Source organism: Antarcticirhabdus aurantiaca, assembly GCF_009765365.1.
Classification (GTDB): Bacteria; Pseudomonadota; Alphaproteobacteria; order Rhizobiales; family Rhizobiaceae; genus Antarcticirhabdus; species Antarcticirhabdus aurantiaca.
This window is the reverse complement of the sequence record NZ_VTOM01000041.1, coordinates 1-18,486: the sequence shown is the minus strand read 5'-3', so window position 1 is coordinate 18,486 and position 18,486 is coordinate 1. Positions and strand designations below refer to the sequence as shown.

The window sequence follows — 18,486 nt, the reverse complement described above, 5'->3', positions numbered from 1 at the left end:
GCCTGCCGCTTGGCACGGCGACGCATCCAGCCGGCCCGTGTCATCGCATGGTCACTCTGGCGACGGGCCCATCAAGCCGCCGCGCGAAAAGCCTACCTGAAATTAAAAATGCAACTGTAGTGCTAGGTAGGCTTCCGCTTCCCCTTGCTCTCACCGAGTGAAGGCGCGATTCCCGCGGCAAGGGCGACCTGAAGGAGCTCGGTGAGGCTTGCTGCATCGAGGCGGTTCATCACCTGGGCGCGGTGGAGTTCGACGGTGCGCGGACTGATGCCGAGCTTCTGCGCGATGACCTTGTTGGTGCCGCCGTCCACCAGACCGACCAGAACATCGCGCTCCCGCGGCGTCAGCCGGGCGATGCGGGCGGTGGCACCCTCGTCCCGCGCCGGCGCGCGCGCCACGCCCTGACATTCCGAGATGGCGCTCGCGAGAGCGGAGGGGAGCGTCGCTTCATCCTCGAAGATGACGTAGTCGACGGCGCCGGCTTTCATCGCGGCGATCGCCGTGCTGAGGTCGGCGTCTGCCGCGTCGAGCGCGACGGTGGGCAAGGCGATCACCCGTGCCTTCAGCTCCCGCGGAATCGACAGCCCCTCGTCCTTCCCCGCACGCAGGTCGACGACGACGCAACCCGGCGCCAGCACCGCGGCCATGTCCAGAAAGGCAGCGGCACTCTCGAAGATCCGCGCTCGAAAGCCCATTCCTCGAACCACGCTGGCGAGCTTCCGCGCCTCGGTGGGCTCGCTGCTGACGACGTAGACGTGGCGAAGGTCCTCCTGCGTCAGGTCTTCGATGATCCCGCCGATCCTGGTCACGGCGCCGCTGTCGTCGAGGATGGGGAAGCTGGTGTCGCGCAGCCAGCGGATCGCTCCGTCGCCCGGCCGGATGAGCCGATACTCGAACTGCGACACCTCTCCGGCGGCGACGATGGCGAGGGCGTGCTCGACCTGCCGTCGATCGTCGGGATGAACATCCTTGATCCATTCGGACAGGTCTTTGGCCGCGTCTTGAGCGGGGATGCCCCAGATCCTCTCGAATGCCGAGCTGCGATAGATGATCGCCCTTGCGGCGGGATCGCCGATCCAGATCAGGTTGCTGCTGTTGGCGGCGAAGCCGCGGAACTGCGCCTCGCTCGCCCGGATCTCCGCTTCGGCGCGGCGCCGGGTCGTCACGTCCATCGCCGCGCCGATGAAGCCGACCGGGCGGCCGTCCGCGAAGGTGGTCCGTCCGGCGGTCGCGACATGGCGCATCACGCCGTCATCGCGCCCGATGACCCGATACTCCACGCTGTAGCGTCCGTCGCCGGCCGGATCGGCGCAGGCCGCGATCGCTTCGCGCACGTGCGGGAGATCGTCCGGGTGGATCCCCGCCTCGTAGACGGCCATGTCGACGAGTGCGTCGGCCGGCAGTCCCCACATCGCGCGCAAGCGCTCGTCCCAGTCGAGCGCGCCGGTCGCCGGGTCCCACGAATAGATCCCGATGCCGACAAGTTCAGTCGCGGCCCTGAGGCGAGCCTCGCTTGTCCGCAGGGCCTCTTCCATCGCGCGGCGTTCGCTGGTGTCACGGGACACTCCCACCACCAACTCGACCAAACCATCCTCGCCTCGGATCGGGCCCCGGAGATAGGAGAAGTAGGCCGCATATCCGGTCGGGCTGCGGTAGAAGACCTCGTCCTCGATCGTCACGCCCTCCTCGAAGATCCGGTCGATGTGGCCGTTGAGGAGGGCGGCGAGCTCCGGCGGATAGTCGAGATCCTCGAACGTCTTGCCGAGGAACTGGGCCGCCGGCAGGCCGAACAGGGCCAGCATGGCGGGATTGGCGTAGGCGAAACGCCGCTGCCGGTCGAAGGCGTAGACGAAATCCGGGATGGAAGAGAGAGTTGCTTCGAGAAACCGGCTCCGGCTCGCGCGCTCCGCATCGGCAGCCAACGCCGCGGCACCGCCGTTCGACGTGGTCATGGGCCGTGGCCCCTCCGTCATGACGTCGGTTCTCCCCAGCGGCGCGGCACAGTAACAAGAAGCCATTCCCTCGGGATGTTCCTTAGGAATTGTCCGAATGCCCGCTGTGAGCCCAGAACTTACGTAGGCGGTATCCAATCGAGGAGACCGGCATGAGAGCGCTCGTCTGGCACGGCAAGGAGGACATCCGCTGCGATACGGTGTCCGATCCCGAGATCGAGCATCCCCGCGATGCGATCATCAAGGTCACGAGCTGCGCGATCTGCGGCTCCGATCTCCACCTCTTCCACAACCTCGTTCCCGCGATGCTGCCCGGCGACATCATGGGACACGAGACGATGGGCGAGGTCGTGGAGGTCGGCAGCGCCGTGGCGGGCAAGCTCAAGAAGGGCGATCGGGTCGTCATTCCCTTCACCATCCAGTGCGGCGAGTGCGACCAGTGCCGCCGGGGCAACTTCTCGGTCTGCCAGCGGACCAACCGCAAGGGTGAGCTCGGCGACAAGGCCTTCGGACACCGAACGGCGGGCCTGTTCGGCTATACGCACCTGACCGGCGGCTATCCCGGCGGCCAGGCGGAGTACCTGCGGGTGCCCTTCGCCGACACCACCCACGTCAAGGTACCGGGCGGCATCGACGACGAGAAGCTCCTGTTCCTGTCCGACATCTTGCCCACCGGCTGGCAGGCCGCGGTGCAGACGGATGTCCAGCCAGGCGACACGGTCGCGATCTGGGGCTGCGGGCCGGTCGGGCAGATGGCGATCCGCTCCGCCATTCTCCTCGGCGCCGAACAGGTGATCGCCATCGACTGCCTGCCCGAGCGGCTGTCCATGGCCGCCGCCGCCGGCGCCGTCACGGTCAACTTCGAGGAGGAGAGCGTCGTCGAGCGCCTCAACGCGCTGACCGGCGGAGAAGGGCCGCACCGGTGCATCGACGCGGTCGGCACCGAGAGCCATGTCAGCCTTAGTCAGCCCGACACGATGCTCGATCGCGCCAAGCAGATGCTGATGCAGGAGAACGACCGGCCGCACGTGCTTCGCGAGATGATCTATGTCTGCCGGCCGGCCGGCGTCATCTCGATCATCGGCGTCTATCTCGGCCTCGTCGACAAGATCCCGATGGGTCAGGCGATGAACAAGGGCCTGACCTTCCGCATGGCGCAGGCTCACGTCCCGCGCTGGACCGGCGACCTTCTGCGCCGGATTGAGGACGGCCAGATCGATCCCTCGTTCGTGATCACCCACAAGGCCGATCTCTCCCGAGGCCCCGAGATGTACGCCAAGTTCCGCGACAAGGCGGACGGCTGCATCAAGGTCATGCTTCAGCCGTGAAGGAGACAGTTCATGCCACTCACCAATCTCTCAGGCGTCGCCCGGTCCGAGGGTGATCCCCGCGTGCAGCGCAAGGGTCCGAGCTCGCTGTCGAGCGCCGACAGGCTGGCGCGGGCGCTCGGCTGGTTCTCGATCGGTCTCGGCGTCGTCGAGCTCGTGGCACCGGGGCGGGTCGCCCGCACCCTCGGGCTCGAAGGCAGCGAGGGCCTGATCCGTGCCTATGGCGCCCGGGAGCTCGCGAGCGCGGTTCCGACCCTGTCCATCGACAAGCCCGTCGGGCTCGCGGCGCGGATCGCGGGGGATGCGCTCGATCTCGGCACGCTTTCCACGGCGCTCCATCGCGGCAATCCGAAGCGGGACAACGCGTTGATCGCGACGGCCCTCGTCATCGGGATCACGCTCCTCGACCTCTCGGCCTATGCCGGTGTCAGATCGGCGCACCGCCGTCCACGCGGCTCCAGCCGCGACTACTCCGACCGTGCCGGACTGCCCCGCGGCCCGCAGGAGTCCCGCGGCCTCGCCCGCAAGGACTTCGAGATCCCGGCCGACTACAGGGCCGAGGGCAATCTCGCGGGCGCGCTTCCAATGCAAGTGGCCTGAAACTCGGACGACGAGGAAAAGGAGCGCTGCCCATGACGCTCGAACAAGCCGTTGGCGCGGCGCTCGTCCTTCTGTTCCTCGCCGACATCTTCCTGACCGTGCTCTATGCGCGGGCGGGCACCGGGCTGCTCGCGCCCTATTGGAACCGCGCGGTCTGGGCCGTCTTCCGCATGGCCGCGCGCTTGGCGGGCAGGTGGCGCGGAGCGGTCCTGTCGATCGGCGGCCCCTTCATCGTCGTCGCGCTCATCGTCTTCTGGGCGGCCGGGCTGACCGTCGGCGCGGCTCTCGTGATCCGTCCCGAACTCGGCACCACGATCCGCCCAACAAGCGGAGACACGCCGACCGACTTCGTGACGGCGCTCCTCGTCGCCGGCAACAGCCTGTCGATCGTAGGCGGCGGGAACTACGCGCCGCATTCGACGGGCACGCGCCTCCTTTTTCTCGTGAACTCGCTGATCGGCGCGTCGGTGCTGTCTCTGGTGCTGAGCTACCTCGTCCAGGTCTATGCGGCGCTTCGCGAGCGGAACGCCCTGGCGCTCACGATCGACCTGATGACGGACGGCACGGGAAACGCGGCGGTGATGCTGGCAAGGCTCATGCCCGGGGGCGATCCGGGCAACGCCACCAGCCAGCTCGGCAACCTCGTGGGACCGCTCGCCGCGACGAAGGAGGCGCACCACTTCTATCCCCTCCTGTTCTACTTCCGCTTCGAGGAGCCCGCCTACGCGGTCTCGCGCTTCTGCTTCGTCCTTCTGGACCTCGTCTCGCTGATCGAGACCGCGCTCGATCGGGAGCGATACGGGGCCCTCGTCGATTCGGCGCCCGTGGCCTCGCTGAAACGCGGCGCGAGGCTGCTTCTCGAAACGACCGACAGGCGGTTCGAGCGGACCGCCACCGCCACCGCCGACGCGGTATCGGATCGACGATCGAACGAGAGCTACGTCGCCGCGACCGCTCTCCTGGAGCGCTCCGGAATATCGGTCCGGCCGGGCGGTCCCGAGCACTACGCCGCCGTGCGTCGCGAGTGGGAGCCGCTCTCCCGTCGCACCACACCGGCTCTCGGCTACGAGTTCGAGGAGGTCGACCGAAGGCCACCCTCGACGGGCCGGGACGCCGAGGATCGAGCGTTCCGCTAATGGGCGGAGCAACCGGCCGCGCGATCGCTCGGCACCGCGTCCGCATCGCGCCGCAGGACCGCTTCGGCCTGATCGGCGCCCCTCCTTTGCCTGGAAAGGCTCTACAGCATGGGAAGCCGGCGCGGCCGTCGGCCGAGCGGAAAGGCCGCGTCGATCCGGGCGAGTTCGGCATCCGTCAGTCGCAGCGCCTGGGCGCCGGCGTTGTCGGCGGCGTGTTCGGGGCTGGACGCCTTGGGGATCGTGAAGGAGGACGGCCGCCGCACGAGGAAGCGGAGCGCCACCTGGCGCGCGGTCGCGCCGTGGCGGTCCGCGATGTCCTGCAACACGCGGCCGCCCGGCGTCTGCGGACCGGGGAAGCTTCCGTGGCCGAACGGGCTGTAGGCAACCACGGCAACCCCGTGCTCCTCGCACCAGGGCATAACAGCGTGCTCGATGGCCCGTTCGCCCAAATGGTAGAGGACTTGATTGCAGGCGATCCGGCCGGGGCCCGCGGCGGCGAGAGCTTCGTCGAGATCGTCGACGTCGAAGTTGCTGACGCCCCAGGACAGGATCTTGCCGCTCGAGACCAGTTCCTCGAGAGCGGCCACCGTGTCTTCGAGCGGATGCCCGCCGCGCCAATGAAGGAGGTAGCAGTCGAGCCGGTCGGTCCCAAGGCGGCGCAGCGAGCGCTCGCAGGCCTCGATCGTCCCGCGGCGCGACGCGTTGCCCGGCAGGACCTTCGACACGAGGAAGACCTCGTCGCGCCGTCCATCGATCGCCTCGCCGACCACGATCTCGGCCTCGCCATACATCTCGGCGGTGTCGATATGGGTCATCCCGAGGTCGAGACCGCGGCGAAGCGCGGCGACCGCGGTGGGCCGGTGCGCCTCGTCGATGTACCAGGTGCCCTGGCCGATGCTCGCGACCTCGCGCGGCACGGGACCGAACGGGCGTGCGTCTCCCGCCCGCCCGCTGGTCGCCGAACGGAGGTTCGGTGCCGCCTCGCCATCGGGGCTCATTGGGCCGTTGCCTGCCGCGACGGGCCGTGCGCGCTTGCGAACATCTGGATCATCTCCCGGTTGAAGGCCGGAATATCGTCCGGTTTGCGGCTCGTGACGAGGCCTCGATCGACGACAGCCTCCTCGTCGACCCACTCCGCCCCCGCGTTCCGGAGGTCCGTCTTCAGCGACGGCCAGGAGGTGAGGCGCCGTCCGCGTGCGGCGCCCGCCTCGATCAGGGTCCAGGGTCCGTGGCAGATCGAGGCCACGGGCTTGCCGGCATCGAAGAAGGCCTTGGCGAACGCGACGGCCTTCCCGTTCGTTCGAAGCGCGTCGGGATTGATGACGCCGCCCGGCAGGAGAAGCGCGTCGAACCGATCGGGCGTCGCCTCGTCGAGCGGCACGTCGACGGGCAGGCTGTCGCCCCATTCCGTAAACTTCCAGGCGCGAACCTGGCCCTCCTTCGGCGATACGACGGAGGTGACGGCGCCCGCCCCGTCGAGCGCCTTGCGCGGTTCGGTCAGCTCGACCTCTTCGAAGCCGTCCGTGACGAGGATGGCGATCTTCATCCCAGCGATGTCGGCCATGTTCCTGTTCCTTCTGATGGAGTGGGTCGGATCCCGGCCGCCGCTAGCGGGGAAGCTTCGAGGCGAGCACGTCGACTTCCCCGATCGAAGGCGGCTCGGAGAAGAGATCGGACGCCCGCTCCTTCAGCGCCTGCGCGACGCCGCCGGACAGGTGAGCCTGCCGGCCCGCCTCGTCGGGGAAGGCGTCGAAGATGCCGAAGGTCGAGGGTCCGATCCGAACGGCGAACCAAGCCGTCGTCGCCGGTTCCCGTTCGACGATCGGAAGACCGCCGCGAAGGAAGCTCTCCACGTCGGCCTCTCTTCCGGACTTGGCTTCGAGTTGCACAAACAGCGCTTTGGTCACCATGAGGGCTTCCTTCGATGATGAGTACGTTCGCTCCAGCCGTGACGTCGGCCACGCACCGAGGCGAGGCCGGCGATTGATGTCGGAGCTTGCCGGCGCATGTCTTGGCGTTCAGCGCCCGCTGCGCGGCAGCGGCCCGTTCGACGCGAAGACACGGCCGGTCGAAGCGAGCGCTGCCGGGATCGGCGCGCGGCGCATGCAACAGCCGCAGCCAGCAGGATGGGCCGCCTTCGAAAGGCCTCGGCTGCTCGCATCGCGCTCGCTCGAGGCAAGGGCGCTGCGCCGGGCTGGGTCCATGCCGGCGATGGCGGGCGCTCGGAGGAAGGTTCGCGGTGCGGGGATCCCACAGGCCGGGCAAGCGCATGGGTTCTTGAACGCCGCCATCGGCCGCATCGCCGTGAAAGGCCCGCAAGCTCGGCAATCGTAATCGTAGTTCGGCATGGCTTCCTCGATCCGCGAAGCGGTGGCGAGAGGGCGGCGGGGCAACAGGGCGGCCGAGGGAGCTGTCGCCCCGCCGGACTGGCTACGCGGCGGTCTTGAGAACCACCTTGGTCCAACCATCATCGCGTGCGTCGAAATGCTGATAGGCATTCGGCGCCTCATCGAGAGGCAGCTCGTGCGAGACGATGAAGGACGGCTTCGCGCGGCCCGTCGAGATCAGATCGCGCAGTTGGCGGTTGTAGGCCTTCACGTTGCACTGCCCCGTGCCGATGTGCTGGCCCTTGAACCAGAACAGGCCGTGGTCGAAGACGATCTCGCCCTGCTTGTAGAGCGGGTCCTGCGGAGCCGGGTCCTGCGGCGTGTAGACGCCGACGACGCCGATCCCGCCGGTGAATTTCACCGACTTCACCAGGTCGTTCATGGTCATGTTGGGGTGCTCCTCGCCCCCCGGATCGTGCGCCTGATAGCCGACGCACTCGCAGCCGCGGTCGGCCCCGATGCCGTTCGTGAGCTCCAGCACCTGATCGACCGGCGAGCCCTTGGAGTCGTCGATGGCCAGGGCGCCGATCGAGCCCGCAAGCCGCAGCCGATCGGGATGCCGGTCCACGACCATCACCATGCAGGCGCCCTTGATCATCGCAGAGTAGGCTGCCATGAGACCGACCGGCCCGGCACCGTAGATGACGACGGACTCGCCGGGACAAAGTCCCGCCAGCTCCGTGCAGTGCCATCCCGTGGGGAAGATGTCGGCGAGCATCACGTAGTCGTTTTGCTGCTCCTCAGCATCCGGCGGCAGCTTCAGGCAATTGTAGTCACCATAGGGGACGCGCAGGAGATCGGCCTGCCCGCCTCGATAAGGGCCCATGTCGGCGAAGCCGTAGGCGGCTCCGGCCATGTTCGGCATGACGCTTCGATCGGCCGTGGTCAGGCAGAAGGCGCTGAGGCCGCGCTCGCAGTTCTTGCAGAACCCGCAGCCGATGTTGAAGGGGATGGCGACCCAGTCCCCGACCTTCACCCGGTCGACGCCGCTGCCCACTTCCGCCACCTGCCCGAGGTTCTCGTGCCCGAACACGCTGCCGGGCTGGAAGTCTGTCCGGCCCTCGTACATGTGCAGGTCCGAGCCGCAGATGTTGGTGCTCGTGATCCGCACCAGCACGTCGGTCGGCTTCTCAATCCTCGCGTCCGGCACGTCCTGCACCGCAACATCGCGCGGTCCGTTGTAGACGACTGCTCTCATGACATTCTCCCACCTGGGATCTGCTGGTGGAGCGAAGCAATGCCATGCGGCCCGGCATTGGAAGATACGGGTGCTTCCTAAGGGACATTCCCATGACCGCAGGATCGCCCCTTCCGCGATGAGCACGACAGTCCCAGGGAAATCACCGATCAGGCCACTGGTGAATAGTGCCCCTGCCGGATCGCCACGGGAACCGTGGCCTCCGCTCGACGATGTCACCGACATCTTGTTCCTGAGCTCGAAAGGTGGCGGCGACAACCCGGGCGACAACAACTCGGGTGCCGACAGCTCGGGCGGCGATAACTCGGATAGCGGAGACACCTCGGGCGACGAGGCCGAAGGCGGGGATCGGAACACGTCCAACGAATCGGGCAACTGATCCGAACAGGTGGCGCTGGCCGAGCCCGACGCCACCCGCTCCCACCACCGCCTCGACCTGTACCAGCATATTAGGGCGAGGAACGTCCGCTTCGTTCCACGCGCTGCCCGATAGCCGCATAGCCGCCTGACCGCTTCCCACCCACTCATGACGTCGAACCGATTGCCGTCGTTTCAGGCGTTCTCCGGCATGTGGATGGTGAAACCGGTCTCGCTCGACTTCGCTGCCCCATCCAGGCGCCCGAGGAGTTGGGCCATTGTCTCCGCCGCGATACGGGCTTCCAGTTGCGGCTGCTGGTCGATCACGGCCGATATGGCTCGCTCGCGTAGAAGCGCGCGCCGGTCCGGTGTCAGTTCGTGCGTGACGAAGGCCGTCGAGGCGGTGCGCCCGAGGCGTCGCAGCGCAGCCGCCACGGGCTGGGCGCCGGCCGACATGTGATAGATGCCGCGGATGGCGGGGTCGGCCGACAGCGCTTCCAGGACGATCCGGCCGGCCCGCTCGCCATCCTCGCCGCTCTCCGCGACCTGCGCGACCTCGATGCCGAGGTGACGCTCGGCCAGGATCTCACGGAAGCCGTCCTGGCGCGAGCGCTGGCCGACAATGTCCCGGCGTCCGGCGATCAGCAGCACGCGCCCGCCCTCCGGCTCCAGGAACAGCCCCATCAGGTCGCCGGCGACGCGACCGGCGCGGCGGTCGTCCGGCCCGACATAGGCGGCGCGCCCGCTCGTCGGCAGGTCGGTCGCGAGGGTGACCACGGGCCGCGCCAGCGCGGCAACGCGCACAGCCTCCGTTATGCGGGGCTCGTCCGGCAGCGTGACGATGAGCCCGTCGGTCGCCGCGGCTTGGCGACCGAGCGTCGCCGCCGTGCCCTCTGGGTCGTTGGGATCGATGTGGTGGAGGAGGAACTGAATGTTGAGGTCGGCATGGATCCGCGCTGCCGTGTCCAGCCCGATCCGTAAGGCGGCATGGAAGGGGTTGCTCGGCGCCTGGATCAGGACTGCGACGCGCAGCATGCGATGCGGGCGGACGACGATCGCCCGGTCGAGCCGAAGCCGGCGCGCAGCCGTGAGGACGCGCGCTTCCTTGTCGGTGTCGACGCCGCCGCGCCCGTTGAGCACGCGGTCGACGGTCGCCAGCGACACAGCCGCCTCTCGCGCCACGTCCGCCATCGTCGGCTTGCGCCCCATGATCAAATCCTCCGCGCCTTGATGGGATCCCATCAAATCGACTCTGATGGAAGAGGCTGGTCTTAGCCTATGACGATGCGCCGGGAGGACACCAAGCACCATGAGCATCACCATCACCACCGCGCCCTGCTGCTGGGGCGTCGATGACGTGAAGAACCCGAACCTGCCGCCCTGGGAGCGCGTCTTCAACCAGGCCGCCGCGGCGGGCTACGGCGGGCTGGAACTCGGTCCCTACGGCTACGTACCGCTGGACGAGGCGCGGGTGTCGGACGCGCTGCGAGCCCGCGGCCTTTTCATCGTCGCCGGCACGATCTTCGACGACCTCGTCTCGCCTGCCAACCGCGACAGCCTTCTCAAGCAGACCGACGAGATCTGCGCGCTGATCACGCGCCTACCGAGACCTCCCCAGGCCGAAGGCCAGCGATTTCCCGCCCCCTACCTCACGGTCATGGACTGGGGCCACGACGAGCGCGATTACGCCGCCGGCCATTCGGACCGCGCCCCGCGCCTGTCCGACGAGGCGTGGGGCCACATGGTCGCCAACATCCGCGCCATCGCCGACCTTGCCCGGACGCGATACGGCGTGCGCGCCGTGATCCACCCCCATGCCGGCGGCTATATCGAGTTCGCCGACGAGATCGCGCGCGTCGCCGCGGACGTGCCCCGGGACGTCGCCGGCTTCTGCCTCGACACGGGCCACACCTACTATGCCGGCATGGACCCGGCGAAGACGCTGGAGCGCTACGCCGACCGCCTCGACTACGTTCACTTCAAGGATATCGACCGGGCCGTCTTCGACCGCGTGATGGGAGAGCGAATCCGCTTTTTCGAGGCCTGCGCGCAAGGCGTCATGTGCCCGATCGGGCGCGGCGTCATCGACTATCCGGCGATCCGGGCGCTGCTCGCGCGCCTCGGCTATGCCGGCTTCATCACGGTCGAGCAGGAGCGCGATCCGCGCAACGCCGGCGGCAGCCTCGCCGACGTGAAGGCGAGCCGCGACTACCTGACGAGCGCAGGATTCTGAAACAAGGGAGACGTGCGATGATCAACGGCGAACTGAGGACCGCGGCTCCGATCCGCTGGGCGATGGTCGGCGGTGGGCGCGGCAGCCAGATCGGCTACATCCACCGATCGGCGGCGCTGCGCGACCGGGCCTTCGCGCTCGTGGCCGGCGCTTTCGACCTCGATCCGGAGCGCGGGCGCGCCTTCGGCGTCGATCTGGGCCTCGACCCTGCTCGCTGCTATCCGGACTACGCCGCCCTGTTCGCGGGCGAGGCCGCGCGGCCGGACGGCATCCAGGCGGTGTCGATCGCGACGCCCAACAATACCCACTTCGCCATCGCCAAGGCGGCCCTGGAACACGGCATCCACGTGGTCTGCGAGAAGCCGCTCTGCTTCACCGTGGCGGAGGCGGAGGAGCTGGTGGCGCTGTCCGCGGCGAGGCACAAGATCGTCGGCGTGACCTACGGCTATGCCGGCCACCAGCTCATCGAGCAGGCCCGCGCCATGGTGGAAGCGGGCGAACTCGGCGCGATCCGCATCGTCAACCTCCAGTTCGCGCACGGCTTCCATTCGGACGCCGTGGAGGAAACGAACCCGGCGACGCGCTGGCGCGTGACACCCGCCTTCGCAGGGCCGAGCTATGTTCTCGGCGACGTCGGCACGCATCCCCTCTACATGTCCGAGGTGATCCTGCCGCATATGAGGATCAAGCGCCTCCTGTGCGCTCGGCAGAGCTTCGTGAAGAGCCGCGCGCCGCTCGAGGACAACGCCGTCACGCTGATGGAGTACGACAACGGCGCGTTCGGCACGGTCTGGTCGAGCGCGGTCAACGCCGGCTCCATGCACGGGCAGAAGGTGCGCATCGTCGGGTCGAGGGCCAGCCTCGAGTGGTGGGACGAGCGGCCGAACCAGCTCTCCTTCGAGGTGCAGGGCGAGCCCGCCCGCATCATCGAGCGCGGCATGCCCTATCTCCATCCCGCGGCGCAGGCCGACGACCGCATCGGCGCCGGCCATCCCGAGGGTCTCTTCGAGGCCTGGGCCAATCTCTACGCCCGCTTCGCCATCGCGATGGAAGCGACCAACACGGGCGACGCCGAACGTCTCTCCAGCATCCGCTATCCCGACGTGCATGCCGGCGTCGAGGGCGTGCGCTGGGTCGAGGCCTGCGTGCGTTCGGCGGACGCGGGCGGAGTCTGGATCGACTACACCTGCGGCTGAGAGACCGATCGGGCTGTCCCCAGGTGGCACCTCGTTCCCAGTCTAGCTGAGCGCGCCTGCTTCAAGCGCGATCATCTCCCATGTCAGCCTTTCGAGCCGCCCTTCACCCAAAGCTGCCAAGCAGCTTTCCACCCAACCCACAACGGATAGATCCCTTGTGTCGAACCCAATTCGCGGCCAACGCCACTGTGAGAATGTGGTCCATCAACCGACGAATGTCGGCCGACCGCAAACGACCCTCATAGACCATCACTGTGGCTTCATCCCTCGTTGGAAGAGGACGTTCAGGTATGGACGGGCTGCCATACTTCGATCCGCCGCTCGCCCTCGAGAAGTTCGGGCAGCGCCGCGTGCCAATCCTGACGGTAAGGGCGATGGATCTGAACGTTGACGACGTCCTCGTGATCGGTCCAGACCTCGTGAAGGAGGAAACGGCTCGGATCGCCTGGGTCCTCGTGGAGGGTTGCGGAGCAGTAGGTCGCCTCCTGCTTCATGGCATCGAGAACGTCGGCGAGAAGGCTGAGGAAGCGCCCGCGCTGGTCCTCCCGAACCTGGAACTCGATGAGGTAGGCGACGCTCACGTCAACACCCTCCCCGCGATATCCGCAGCGAGCCGGTCCGCATGCGTGACCATCAGCCCGTGCGCCCCACCCTCGTAGACGACGAGCTCGGCGCCGGGGATCAGTCGGGCATAGGCCCGCGCCGTCAGGTCAATCGGGGCGGATGCGTCCCGGTCGCCGTGGATGATCGTGACGGGCAGCTTGAGACGGGCCGCGTCGCGCCGGAGGTCGGAGGAGAGGATCGCATCCTGGAAGTCGAGGAGGATCCGCCGCGAGGTGTCCTGCACCATGCCCGACATCCAGGCGAGGAGTGCTGCGCGGCGGCCGGGCGCGAACAACTCGATGTTCTCCTCGATCCAGCCCGGGAGATCGGCCGCGAGTCGCGCCCGCATCGCTCCGGCCATCTCCGGTGTCAGTCCCGGCCACCCGTCCCGGTCGGACATCATCCTCGGCCCCGTCGCCCCGACGAGAACGAGGCGGGCCGTGCGCTCTGTCCCATGTCGCAGGAGGAAGCGGATCGCCTCGCCGGCTGCGCCGGAATGGGCGACGAGCGACACGCCGCGAAGGTCGAGAGCGGTCAGGACCGCGGCGAGATCGTCGGCGAGATCCTCATAGTCGACGCGCCCCGGATCGGTGGAGCGGCCGTGGCCGCGGCGGTCATAGGCGATCGTGCGAAGGCCGCGGGCGTTGAGTCCCACCATGACCTCGCCCCAGATGCGCGAATCCATGCCCCAGCCGGCCAGAAGCACGATCGGCAGGCCGCTGCCCCAGTCGGAAAGGAAGAGCTGGTGACCACCGCCGATCTCGACGAAGGGGGCGCTCACGAGACCGCCTCGTCGAGGAAGCCGATCACCTCGGCAACGCGCTCGTCTCCGTCCAGGCGGACGATGTCGGTGCCGCCGGCAACGGCGGGTCCGGCCTCCGGCCCCAGCGTCCAGGAGAAGCGCACGAAGGGACCGTGGCCATCAGGTGCTCCACGGAGATGGAAGGTCAGACCGGGGAACTGTCGGCGGGCTCCCTCGATCATCGCCGCCACGCCGTCCCGACCGTCGGACTGCATCAACGGATCGCGATAGCGGACATCCGGATGCCAGGTCTTCAGCCAGCGATCCCGCTCGGCGAGGTCGGCTTCGTTCCAGACGTCCAGATAGTCGTCTGCGATGTTGTGTGGGGTCGTCATGTCGGTCTCCGGTCGGTTGGAGCCCGAAGCATGGCCGAGCCGATGGCGTCCGGCGATTACCTGTGAGGTCATGGGCAGACGTCGGCCGCCGTGCGAGAAGACGCGAATGGCGACGGTGCTGGCGAACGACACGGTGGGGGATGTCCTGCGGGACTGGCGGCGCAGACGACGCTACAGCCAGCTCGACCTCGCGCTGGAGGCCGAAGTCTCGGCGCGGCATCTCAGCTTCGTGGAGAGCGGGCGATCGGCGGCCAGCCGCGACATTCTGCTGCGCCTGGCCGAGCGGCTCGATCTGCCGCTGCGCGAGCGCAACCGCCTCCTTCTCGCCGGGGGCTACGCGCCGGTTTTTGCCGAGCGAGGTCTCGACAGGCCGGACATGGCGGCCGCGATGGACGCGGTGCGCGCCGTTCTTCGCGCCTACGAGCCCTACCCGGCCCTTGCCGTCGACCGGCACTGGCGCCTCGTCGCCGCCAACGAGGGTCTTTCACCGCACCTCCGCGGCGTCGCCCCGCGCCTGCTGGAGCCCGGGGTCGATGTCCTGACCCTCTCGCTCTCGCCGGACGGGCTCGCCCCTTTCATCCTCAACCTCGCCGAATGGCGGCAGCACATCCTGGAACGTCTGCGGCGCGACGTCGCCGCGTCGGGCGATCCGGAACTTGCTCGTCTCCTCGAAACTCTCCGGGCCCTGCCCCGCCCCGCTGGCAGATCGGAGAACTTGTCCGCCGCGTCGCCGGCCGTCCCGATCGCCGTCCGGCTCGTGCTTCGGCATCCCGCGACAGGCGAGCGTTTGTCGTTCCTTTCGACCACCACCGTGTTCGGAACGGCGACCGACGTGGCGCTTGCCGAACTCACCCTGGAAGGCTTCCTTCCGGCGGACGAGGCGACGCGCAAAGCCTTGGCGGTCGCTGGCTGACGCCTTCGCGCGAAGGTCATCGCGTGACCTGCCGTCTCAGCCTCTGCGATCAGGCGTCCCGCGCCCTCGGTGGTTACCGGCCGGCTTCGCCCCGATGACGAGGCTTGGTGTTTTCCACAGCGAGTCCGAGCGCGGACGCACGAATGCCACAAGCACATCCTGGATGAGGCTCGCATTCCAGTTGGGAGCCGACTTCCCCGTGAGCGCACTCAAGCCGAGCCGAAGACATGCACGGGCAGGCGCTCAGGTCGGAACCAGGGTCGGACCTGCAGCCAAGCCCGGACACGTTTGTTGTTCCCGTGCCGCTCGCGCACCGATATGGAAGGGGGATGGTACGGACAGCCCGTTGGAACCGGACAGCCCAAGAGCGAAGGGAAGCGAGACATCATGGCGACGAGGGTTTATCGCTCCGGTCAGGACTCGAACGCGCACGTCGTCCCGTATCGGGCTGACAGTTGAGCGTGCCGACGCGAGGCGCCGAGGACGAGACCCTCGGCGCGCTGGGCTGGAGCGCGTTCTTCGCTGAGCAGATAACCTCAGGCGATGCGGGGCTCGAACCGGCTCGCATCGCCCGGGTCCACCGCTCACGCCTGACCGCACTGTCCACGCATGGGCCGGTCGAGCCGGTGCTTGGACCGGACGTCAACACCAGCCACTTTGCCGTGGGCGACTTCGTTCTCGTCGATCCCCTCACGGCGCGTCTCCACCGTCGCCTCGAACGCCGGTCCGTGATCGAACGCCGCGTTTCGGGCGGCGTCGTCCCCCAGCTGGGCGGGGCCAACATCGACACGCTCTTCATCGTGACATCGTGCAACCTGGACTTCAATCCGGCCCGCCTCGAGCGTTATCTCGCATGGTCCAACCAAGCCGGCATCGAGCCGGTGATCGTGTTGACCAAAGCCGATCTGGCCGAAGACCTCGCCTCCTACGAAGACGCGGCCCGCGCCCTGCAACGCGGGCTCGACGTGGTGGTGGTCCACCCCAACGAGGCACAGACCGTCGCCGCGCTCGCGCCCTGGTGCGGGAGCGGGCAAACGGTCGCGCTGGTCGGCTCGTCGGGGGTCGGCAAATCGACACTGGTGAACACGCTGGTCGGCGCGACGGAGGGACCGCCACAGGAAACGGGGGCCATCCGCGAACAGGATGCCAAGGGGCGTCACACCACGACAGCCCGCTCGCTTCACCCCATCCTGGGGGGCGGCTGGGTGATCGACACGCCCGGCATCCGCAGCCTGCAAGTCAGCGACCTTGCCGACGGGCTGGACGTCCTGTTCGCCGAAATCACGGAACTCGCGGCCCGCTGCCGCTTCCACGATTGCACCCACGCGCATGAACCTGGCTGCGCGGTGCGTGAGGCGGTGGCGGAGGGCACCGTCGATCCCAAGCGCCTGGAGCGCTGGCATCTTCTCCAGAACGAGAACGCGCAGAACGACCGGACCGAGACCCGAGCGGCAGGCGGCCGAGTCGGCGGAGGCCGCGGCAGGCGGCGCTGAGGGCCCGTCCGGGACGGTCGCCGTTTCCCGGACGATCGCCGTCGGCGCTCCGCGCCGCAAGCGGCGCGCCCGGCAGCGCAGGGAGACCCTCCAGATCGACGGCGATCGTCGTGCGACAGGATCGCGAAATCCCTCGCGGGCTCTCCGCCGACGCGTTACCAGTGAGGCTCCCCGATGCCGCAGCGAGCCCGCGCATGACCGCTCCTTCCCCCGTCGCCGAAGCTGAGCGCCGAGGCGCCTCTGCCGAGGGGAATGGCCGTTGATTCCCTGGGTGGCGCTCGGCACCGCGCCCGTTCCGGGCGGCGGCGAACTGCGTCTCATGCGGCGCGGCTCGGAATACTCCATCATGATCGGCGGCACCGAACTGATGAACAGCCGCCTCAGCGGCTCCGAGGAAGCCCTCGCCACGCTGGCGTTGGAGCGGATCGGCCCGCGGACGGCCGGCCGTGTCCTGATCGGGGGCCTCGGGATGGGCTTCACGCTGCGCGCCGCGCTGGCGAGCCTCGCGCCGGATGCCAGCGTCACCGTCGCCGAACTGGTGCCGGGCGTCGTCGAGTGGGCGCGGGGGGCCATGGCCGATGTCTTCGGCGAAACGCTGTCCGATCACCGCGTCGCCATTGCCGTGGAAGATGTGGCGGAGACGATCGGCCGGGCACGCGGCACCTACGACGCCATTCTCCTCGACGTCGATAACGGGCCGGACGGCCTGACGCGGAGCGGCAATGACCGGCTCTACGGGCCGGCGGGCCTTGCCGCCTCCCTTCGGGCGCTGAAGCCGGGCGGCGTTCTCGGCATCTGGTCGCAAGGGGCGGACCCGGCCTTTACCGCGCGCCTCGGCCGCGCCGGCTTCCAGGTGGAGGAGATGCGCGTGAAGGCCGGACGCGGGCGCGGGACAAAGCATGTGCTCTGGTTCGCCACCAAGGCAGCTCGACGGCCTGAGCATCATTCCCCGGATTTTCCCAGGCGGGGCGGCTCAGAAGGCGGGCCGAATCCTTCGAGGCGTGAAAATTAGACCACCGAAGACGGCCGATCTGCTTCCGACCCGAACCCGGCCTCAAACTGGTCGGCGGGGCTGGGCCGGAAGCGGATCGTCGGCGGCTGGCAGCATGGGGCGGAAAGCTGCCAGTTCGCAAACCACCCTTTACGGCCTCTCAAGGCAGTCGCGTCGTTCGCCGAAAGCCGCCGTTCCGATCATCATGTCACGCGGGTTCGGGAAGGCCGAGCCAGCGACGCGATTGCCTGGCCGCTTCGCTACGGTCATCGATGACCTCGGTCCTGGGCGGAAGGGGAGCCAACTCGCCGTCCGCAGCGTGCTTTTCGAGATAGCGTCGCTCCCGCTCTCCTGGTTCTGCGGCTTCGTCGCGGAAGAAGTTGAACTCAATGCCACCGAACCCGGTCCAACCGAGATGGCTCTGGATCAGCAGGAACTCGGGAAGCGTATGATCGATGAACCAGCCGGGTGCGTCGCTTCCCGTGTGATCCAGCCACAGAAGGCAACCGGCGTCATCCTGGCGGTCCAAACCGATACGTGGAGATTGGTGCATTGCGTCGATGCCGATCGGCGGCAACCCATTGAGCGACTTCGCTCCGGACAGCTCCGCACGCGTTGCTGATCAACACACTACGTTCACGTCGGGCGGCGGCGCGTCCGTTTTCCCGGAGACCTTAAGCGACCTGTGGAGACCGACGCTGTCCCACCGGAAACAGCGCACCCGGTGACTTCAACCTGTATCATCCCGCTCAACCACCTTCGTGTTTCGACTAACGGGCCACATCATGACGCCCCGAAGGTCCAGAGGCTCGAGGCAGTCTGAACACCGTAGGTGAGGTCGTGTCCCTTGGCGTGGTGTAGCTCGCGAAGGGCCACCACGGTTGCCGGCTTGGGCCGGGCAGATCAGACTGCGAGGGTTGGCAGGCTGACGAGGGGATCATCGCCGATCGGGGCGATGCTTT

The 18,486-nt window shown here is 68.1% G+C and carries 19 protein-coding genes; 8 read left to right on the top strand and 11 right to left on the bottom strand.

Annotated features, from left to right (window positions below):
* Positions 1–122: 122 nt before the first annotated feature.
* Positions 123–1,952, bottom strand: coding sequence for a PAS domain S-box protein (locus FZN60_RS27975; RefSeq protein ID WP_158877625.1), 1,830 nt, complete (start codon positions 1,950–1,952; stop codon positions 123–125).
* 152 nt (positions 1,953–2,104) lie between these two features.
* Here FZN60_RS27975 and FZN60_RS27970 point away from each other — a divergent pair, with 152 nt between their 5' ends.
* Genes FZN60_RS27970 through FZN60_RS27960 form a run of 3 tightly spaced genes read left to right on the top strand, consistent with a single transcriptional unit; the run spans position 2,105 to position 5,016 of the window.
* Positions 2,105–3,280, top strand: a complete 1,176-nt coding sequence (locus FZN60_RS27970) for a zinc-dependent alcohol dehydrogenase (protein ID WP_158877623.1) — start codon at positions 2,105–2,107, stop codon at positions 3,278–3,280.
* A gap of 12 nt (positions 3,281–3,292) precedes the next feature.
* Positions 3,293–3,880, top strand: coding sequence for a hypothetical protein (locus tag FZN60_RS27965; protein WP_158877621.1), 588 nt, complete (start codon positions 3,293–3,295; stop codon positions 3,878–3,880).
* Between the two features lie 32 nt (positions 3,881–3,912).
* Positions 3,913–5,016: a hypothetical protein gene (locus FZN60_RS27960; RefSeq protein ID WP_158877619.1), complete on the top strand. Its 1,104-nt coding sequence runs from the start codon at positions 3,913–3,915 to the stop codon at positions 5,014–5,016.
* A gap of 101 nt (positions 5,017–5,117) precedes the next feature.
* Here the strand turns inward: FZN60_RS27960 and FZN60_RS27955 are convergent, their stop codons facing one another.
* From FZN60_RS27955 to FZN60_RS27925, 6 genes are all read right to left on the bottom strand, one after another.
* Complete coding sequence (locus tag FZN60_RS27955; protein ID WP_158877617.1) at positions 5,118–6,014, bottom strand: aldo/keto reductase; 897 nt, start codon at positions 6,012–6,014, stop codon at positions 5,118–5,120.
* Entirely contained in the window at positions 6,011–6,580 is a 570-nt protein-coding gene (locus FZN60_RS27950; RefSeq protein ID WP_158877615.1) for a type 1 glutamine amidotransferase domain-containing protein, read from the bottom strand. Before FZN60_RS27950 ends, FZN60_RS27955 begins: the two co-directional genes overlap by 4 nt.
* Positions 6,581–6,623: 43 nt before the next feature.
* On the bottom strand, positions 6,624–6,926 hold the full coding sequence (locus tag FZN60_RS27945; protein ID WP_158877613.1) for a putative quinol monooxygenase: 303 nt from the start codon (positions 6,924–6,926) through the stop codon (positions 6,624–6,626).
* A gap of 108 nt (positions 6,927–7,034) precedes the next feature.
* Positions 7,035–7,364, bottom strand: a complete 330-nt coding sequence (locus FZN60_RS27940; protein WP_158877611.1) for an FmdB family zinc ribbon protein — start codon at positions 7,362–7,364, stop codon at positions 7,035–7,037.
* A gap of 82 nt (positions 7,365–7,446) precedes the next feature.
* Entirely contained in the window at positions 7,447–8,601 is a 1,155-nt protein-coding gene (locus tag FZN60_RS27935; protein ID WP_158877609.1) for a glutathione-independent formaldehyde dehydrogenase, read from the bottom strand.
* A gap of 552 nt (positions 8,602–9,153) precedes the next feature.
* Positions 9,154–10,167, bottom strand: a complete 1,014-nt coding sequence (locus FZN60_RS27925) for a LacI family DNA-binding transcriptional regulator (protein WP_246727322.1) — start codon at positions 10,165–10,167, stop codon at positions 9,154–9,156.
* 100 nt (positions 10,168–10,267) lie between these two features.
* Here FZN60_RS27925 and FZN60_RS27920 point away from each other — a divergent pair, with 100 nt between their 5' ends.
* The gene (locus FZN60_RS27920) at positions 10,268–11,191 is read left to right on the top strand and encodes a sugar phosphate isomerase/epimerase family protein (RefSeq protein ID WP_158877605.1); all 924 of its coding nucleotides are present in this window, start codon (positions 10,268–10,270) and stop codon (positions 11,189–11,191) included.
* 17 nt (positions 11,192–11,208) lie between these two features.
* Entirely contained in the window at positions 11,209–12,387 is a 1,179-nt protein-coding gene (locus FZN60_RS27915) for a Gfo/Idh/MocA family protein (RefSeq protein WP_158877603.1), read from the top strand.
* Between the two features lie 284 nt (positions 12,388–12,671).
* On the opposite strand, the gene FZN60_RS27910 is transcribed toward FZN60_RS27915, so the two are convergent.
* Genes FZN60_RS27910 through FZN60_RS27900 form a run of 3 tightly spaced genes read right to left on the bottom strand, consistent with a single transcriptional unit; the run spans position 12,672 to position 14,127 of the window.
* Complete coding sequence (locus FZN60_RS27910; RefSeq protein ID WP_158877601.1) at positions 12,672–12,968, bottom strand: putative quinol monooxygenase; 297 nt, start codon at positions 12,966–12,968, stop codon at positions 12,672–12,674.
* A complete protein-coding gene (locus FZN60_RS27905; protein ID WP_158877599.1) occupies positions 12,965–13,771 on the bottom strand; it encodes an alpha/beta fold hydrolase in 807 nt (268 codons plus the stop codon). The genes FZN60_RS27910 and FZN60_RS27905 overlap by 4 nt, the downstream gene beginning before the upstream one ends.
* On the bottom strand, positions 13,768–14,127 hold the full coding sequence (locus FZN60_RS27900) for a nuclear transport factor 2 family protein (RefSeq protein ID WP_158877597.1): 360 nt from the start codon (positions 14,125–14,127) through the stop codon (positions 13,768–13,770). The genes FZN60_RS27905 and FZN60_RS27900 overlap by 4 nt, the downstream gene beginning before the upstream one ends.
* A 106-nt stretch (positions 14,128–14,233) precedes the next feature.
* Between FZN60_RS27900 and FZN60_RS27895 the strand changes: the two genes are divergently transcribed.
* The 3 genes from FZN60_RS27895 to FZN60_RS27885 all read left to right on the top strand — a co-directional run bounded on the left by FZN60_RS27895 (position 14,234) and on the right by FZN60_RS27885 (position 17,545).
* Positions 14,234–15,040 (top strand): helix-turn-helix domain-containing protein, encoded by an 807-nt coding sequence (locus tag FZN60_RS27895; RefSeq protein WP_158877595.1) that lies wholly within the window; start codon positions 14,234–14,236, stop codon positions 15,038–15,040.
* Positions 15,041–15,495: 455 nt separating this feature from the next.
* Positions 15,496–16,533, top strand: coding sequence for a ribosome small subunit-dependent GTPase A (gene rsgA / locus FZN60_RS27890; protein WP_158877593.1), 1,038 nt, complete (start codon positions 15,496–15,498; stop codon positions 16,531–16,533).
* Positions 16,534–16,792: 259 nt separating this feature from the next.
* The gene (locus FZN60_RS27885; protein ID WP_246727320.1) at positions 16,793–17,545 is read left to right on the top strand and encodes a spermidine synthase; all 753 of its coding nucleotides are present in this window, start codon (positions 16,793–16,795) and stop codon (positions 17,543–17,545) included.
* Positions 17,546–17,732: 187 nt separating this feature from the next.
* Here the strand turns inward: FZN60_RS27885 and FZN60_RS27880 are convergent, their stop codons facing one another.
* Complete coding sequence (locus FZN60_RS27880; RefSeq protein WP_158877591.1) at positions 17,733–18,101, bottom strand: hypothetical protein; 369 nt, start codon at positions 18,099–18,101, stop codon at positions 17,733–17,735.
* Positions 18,102–18,486 lie beyond the last annotated feature (385 nt).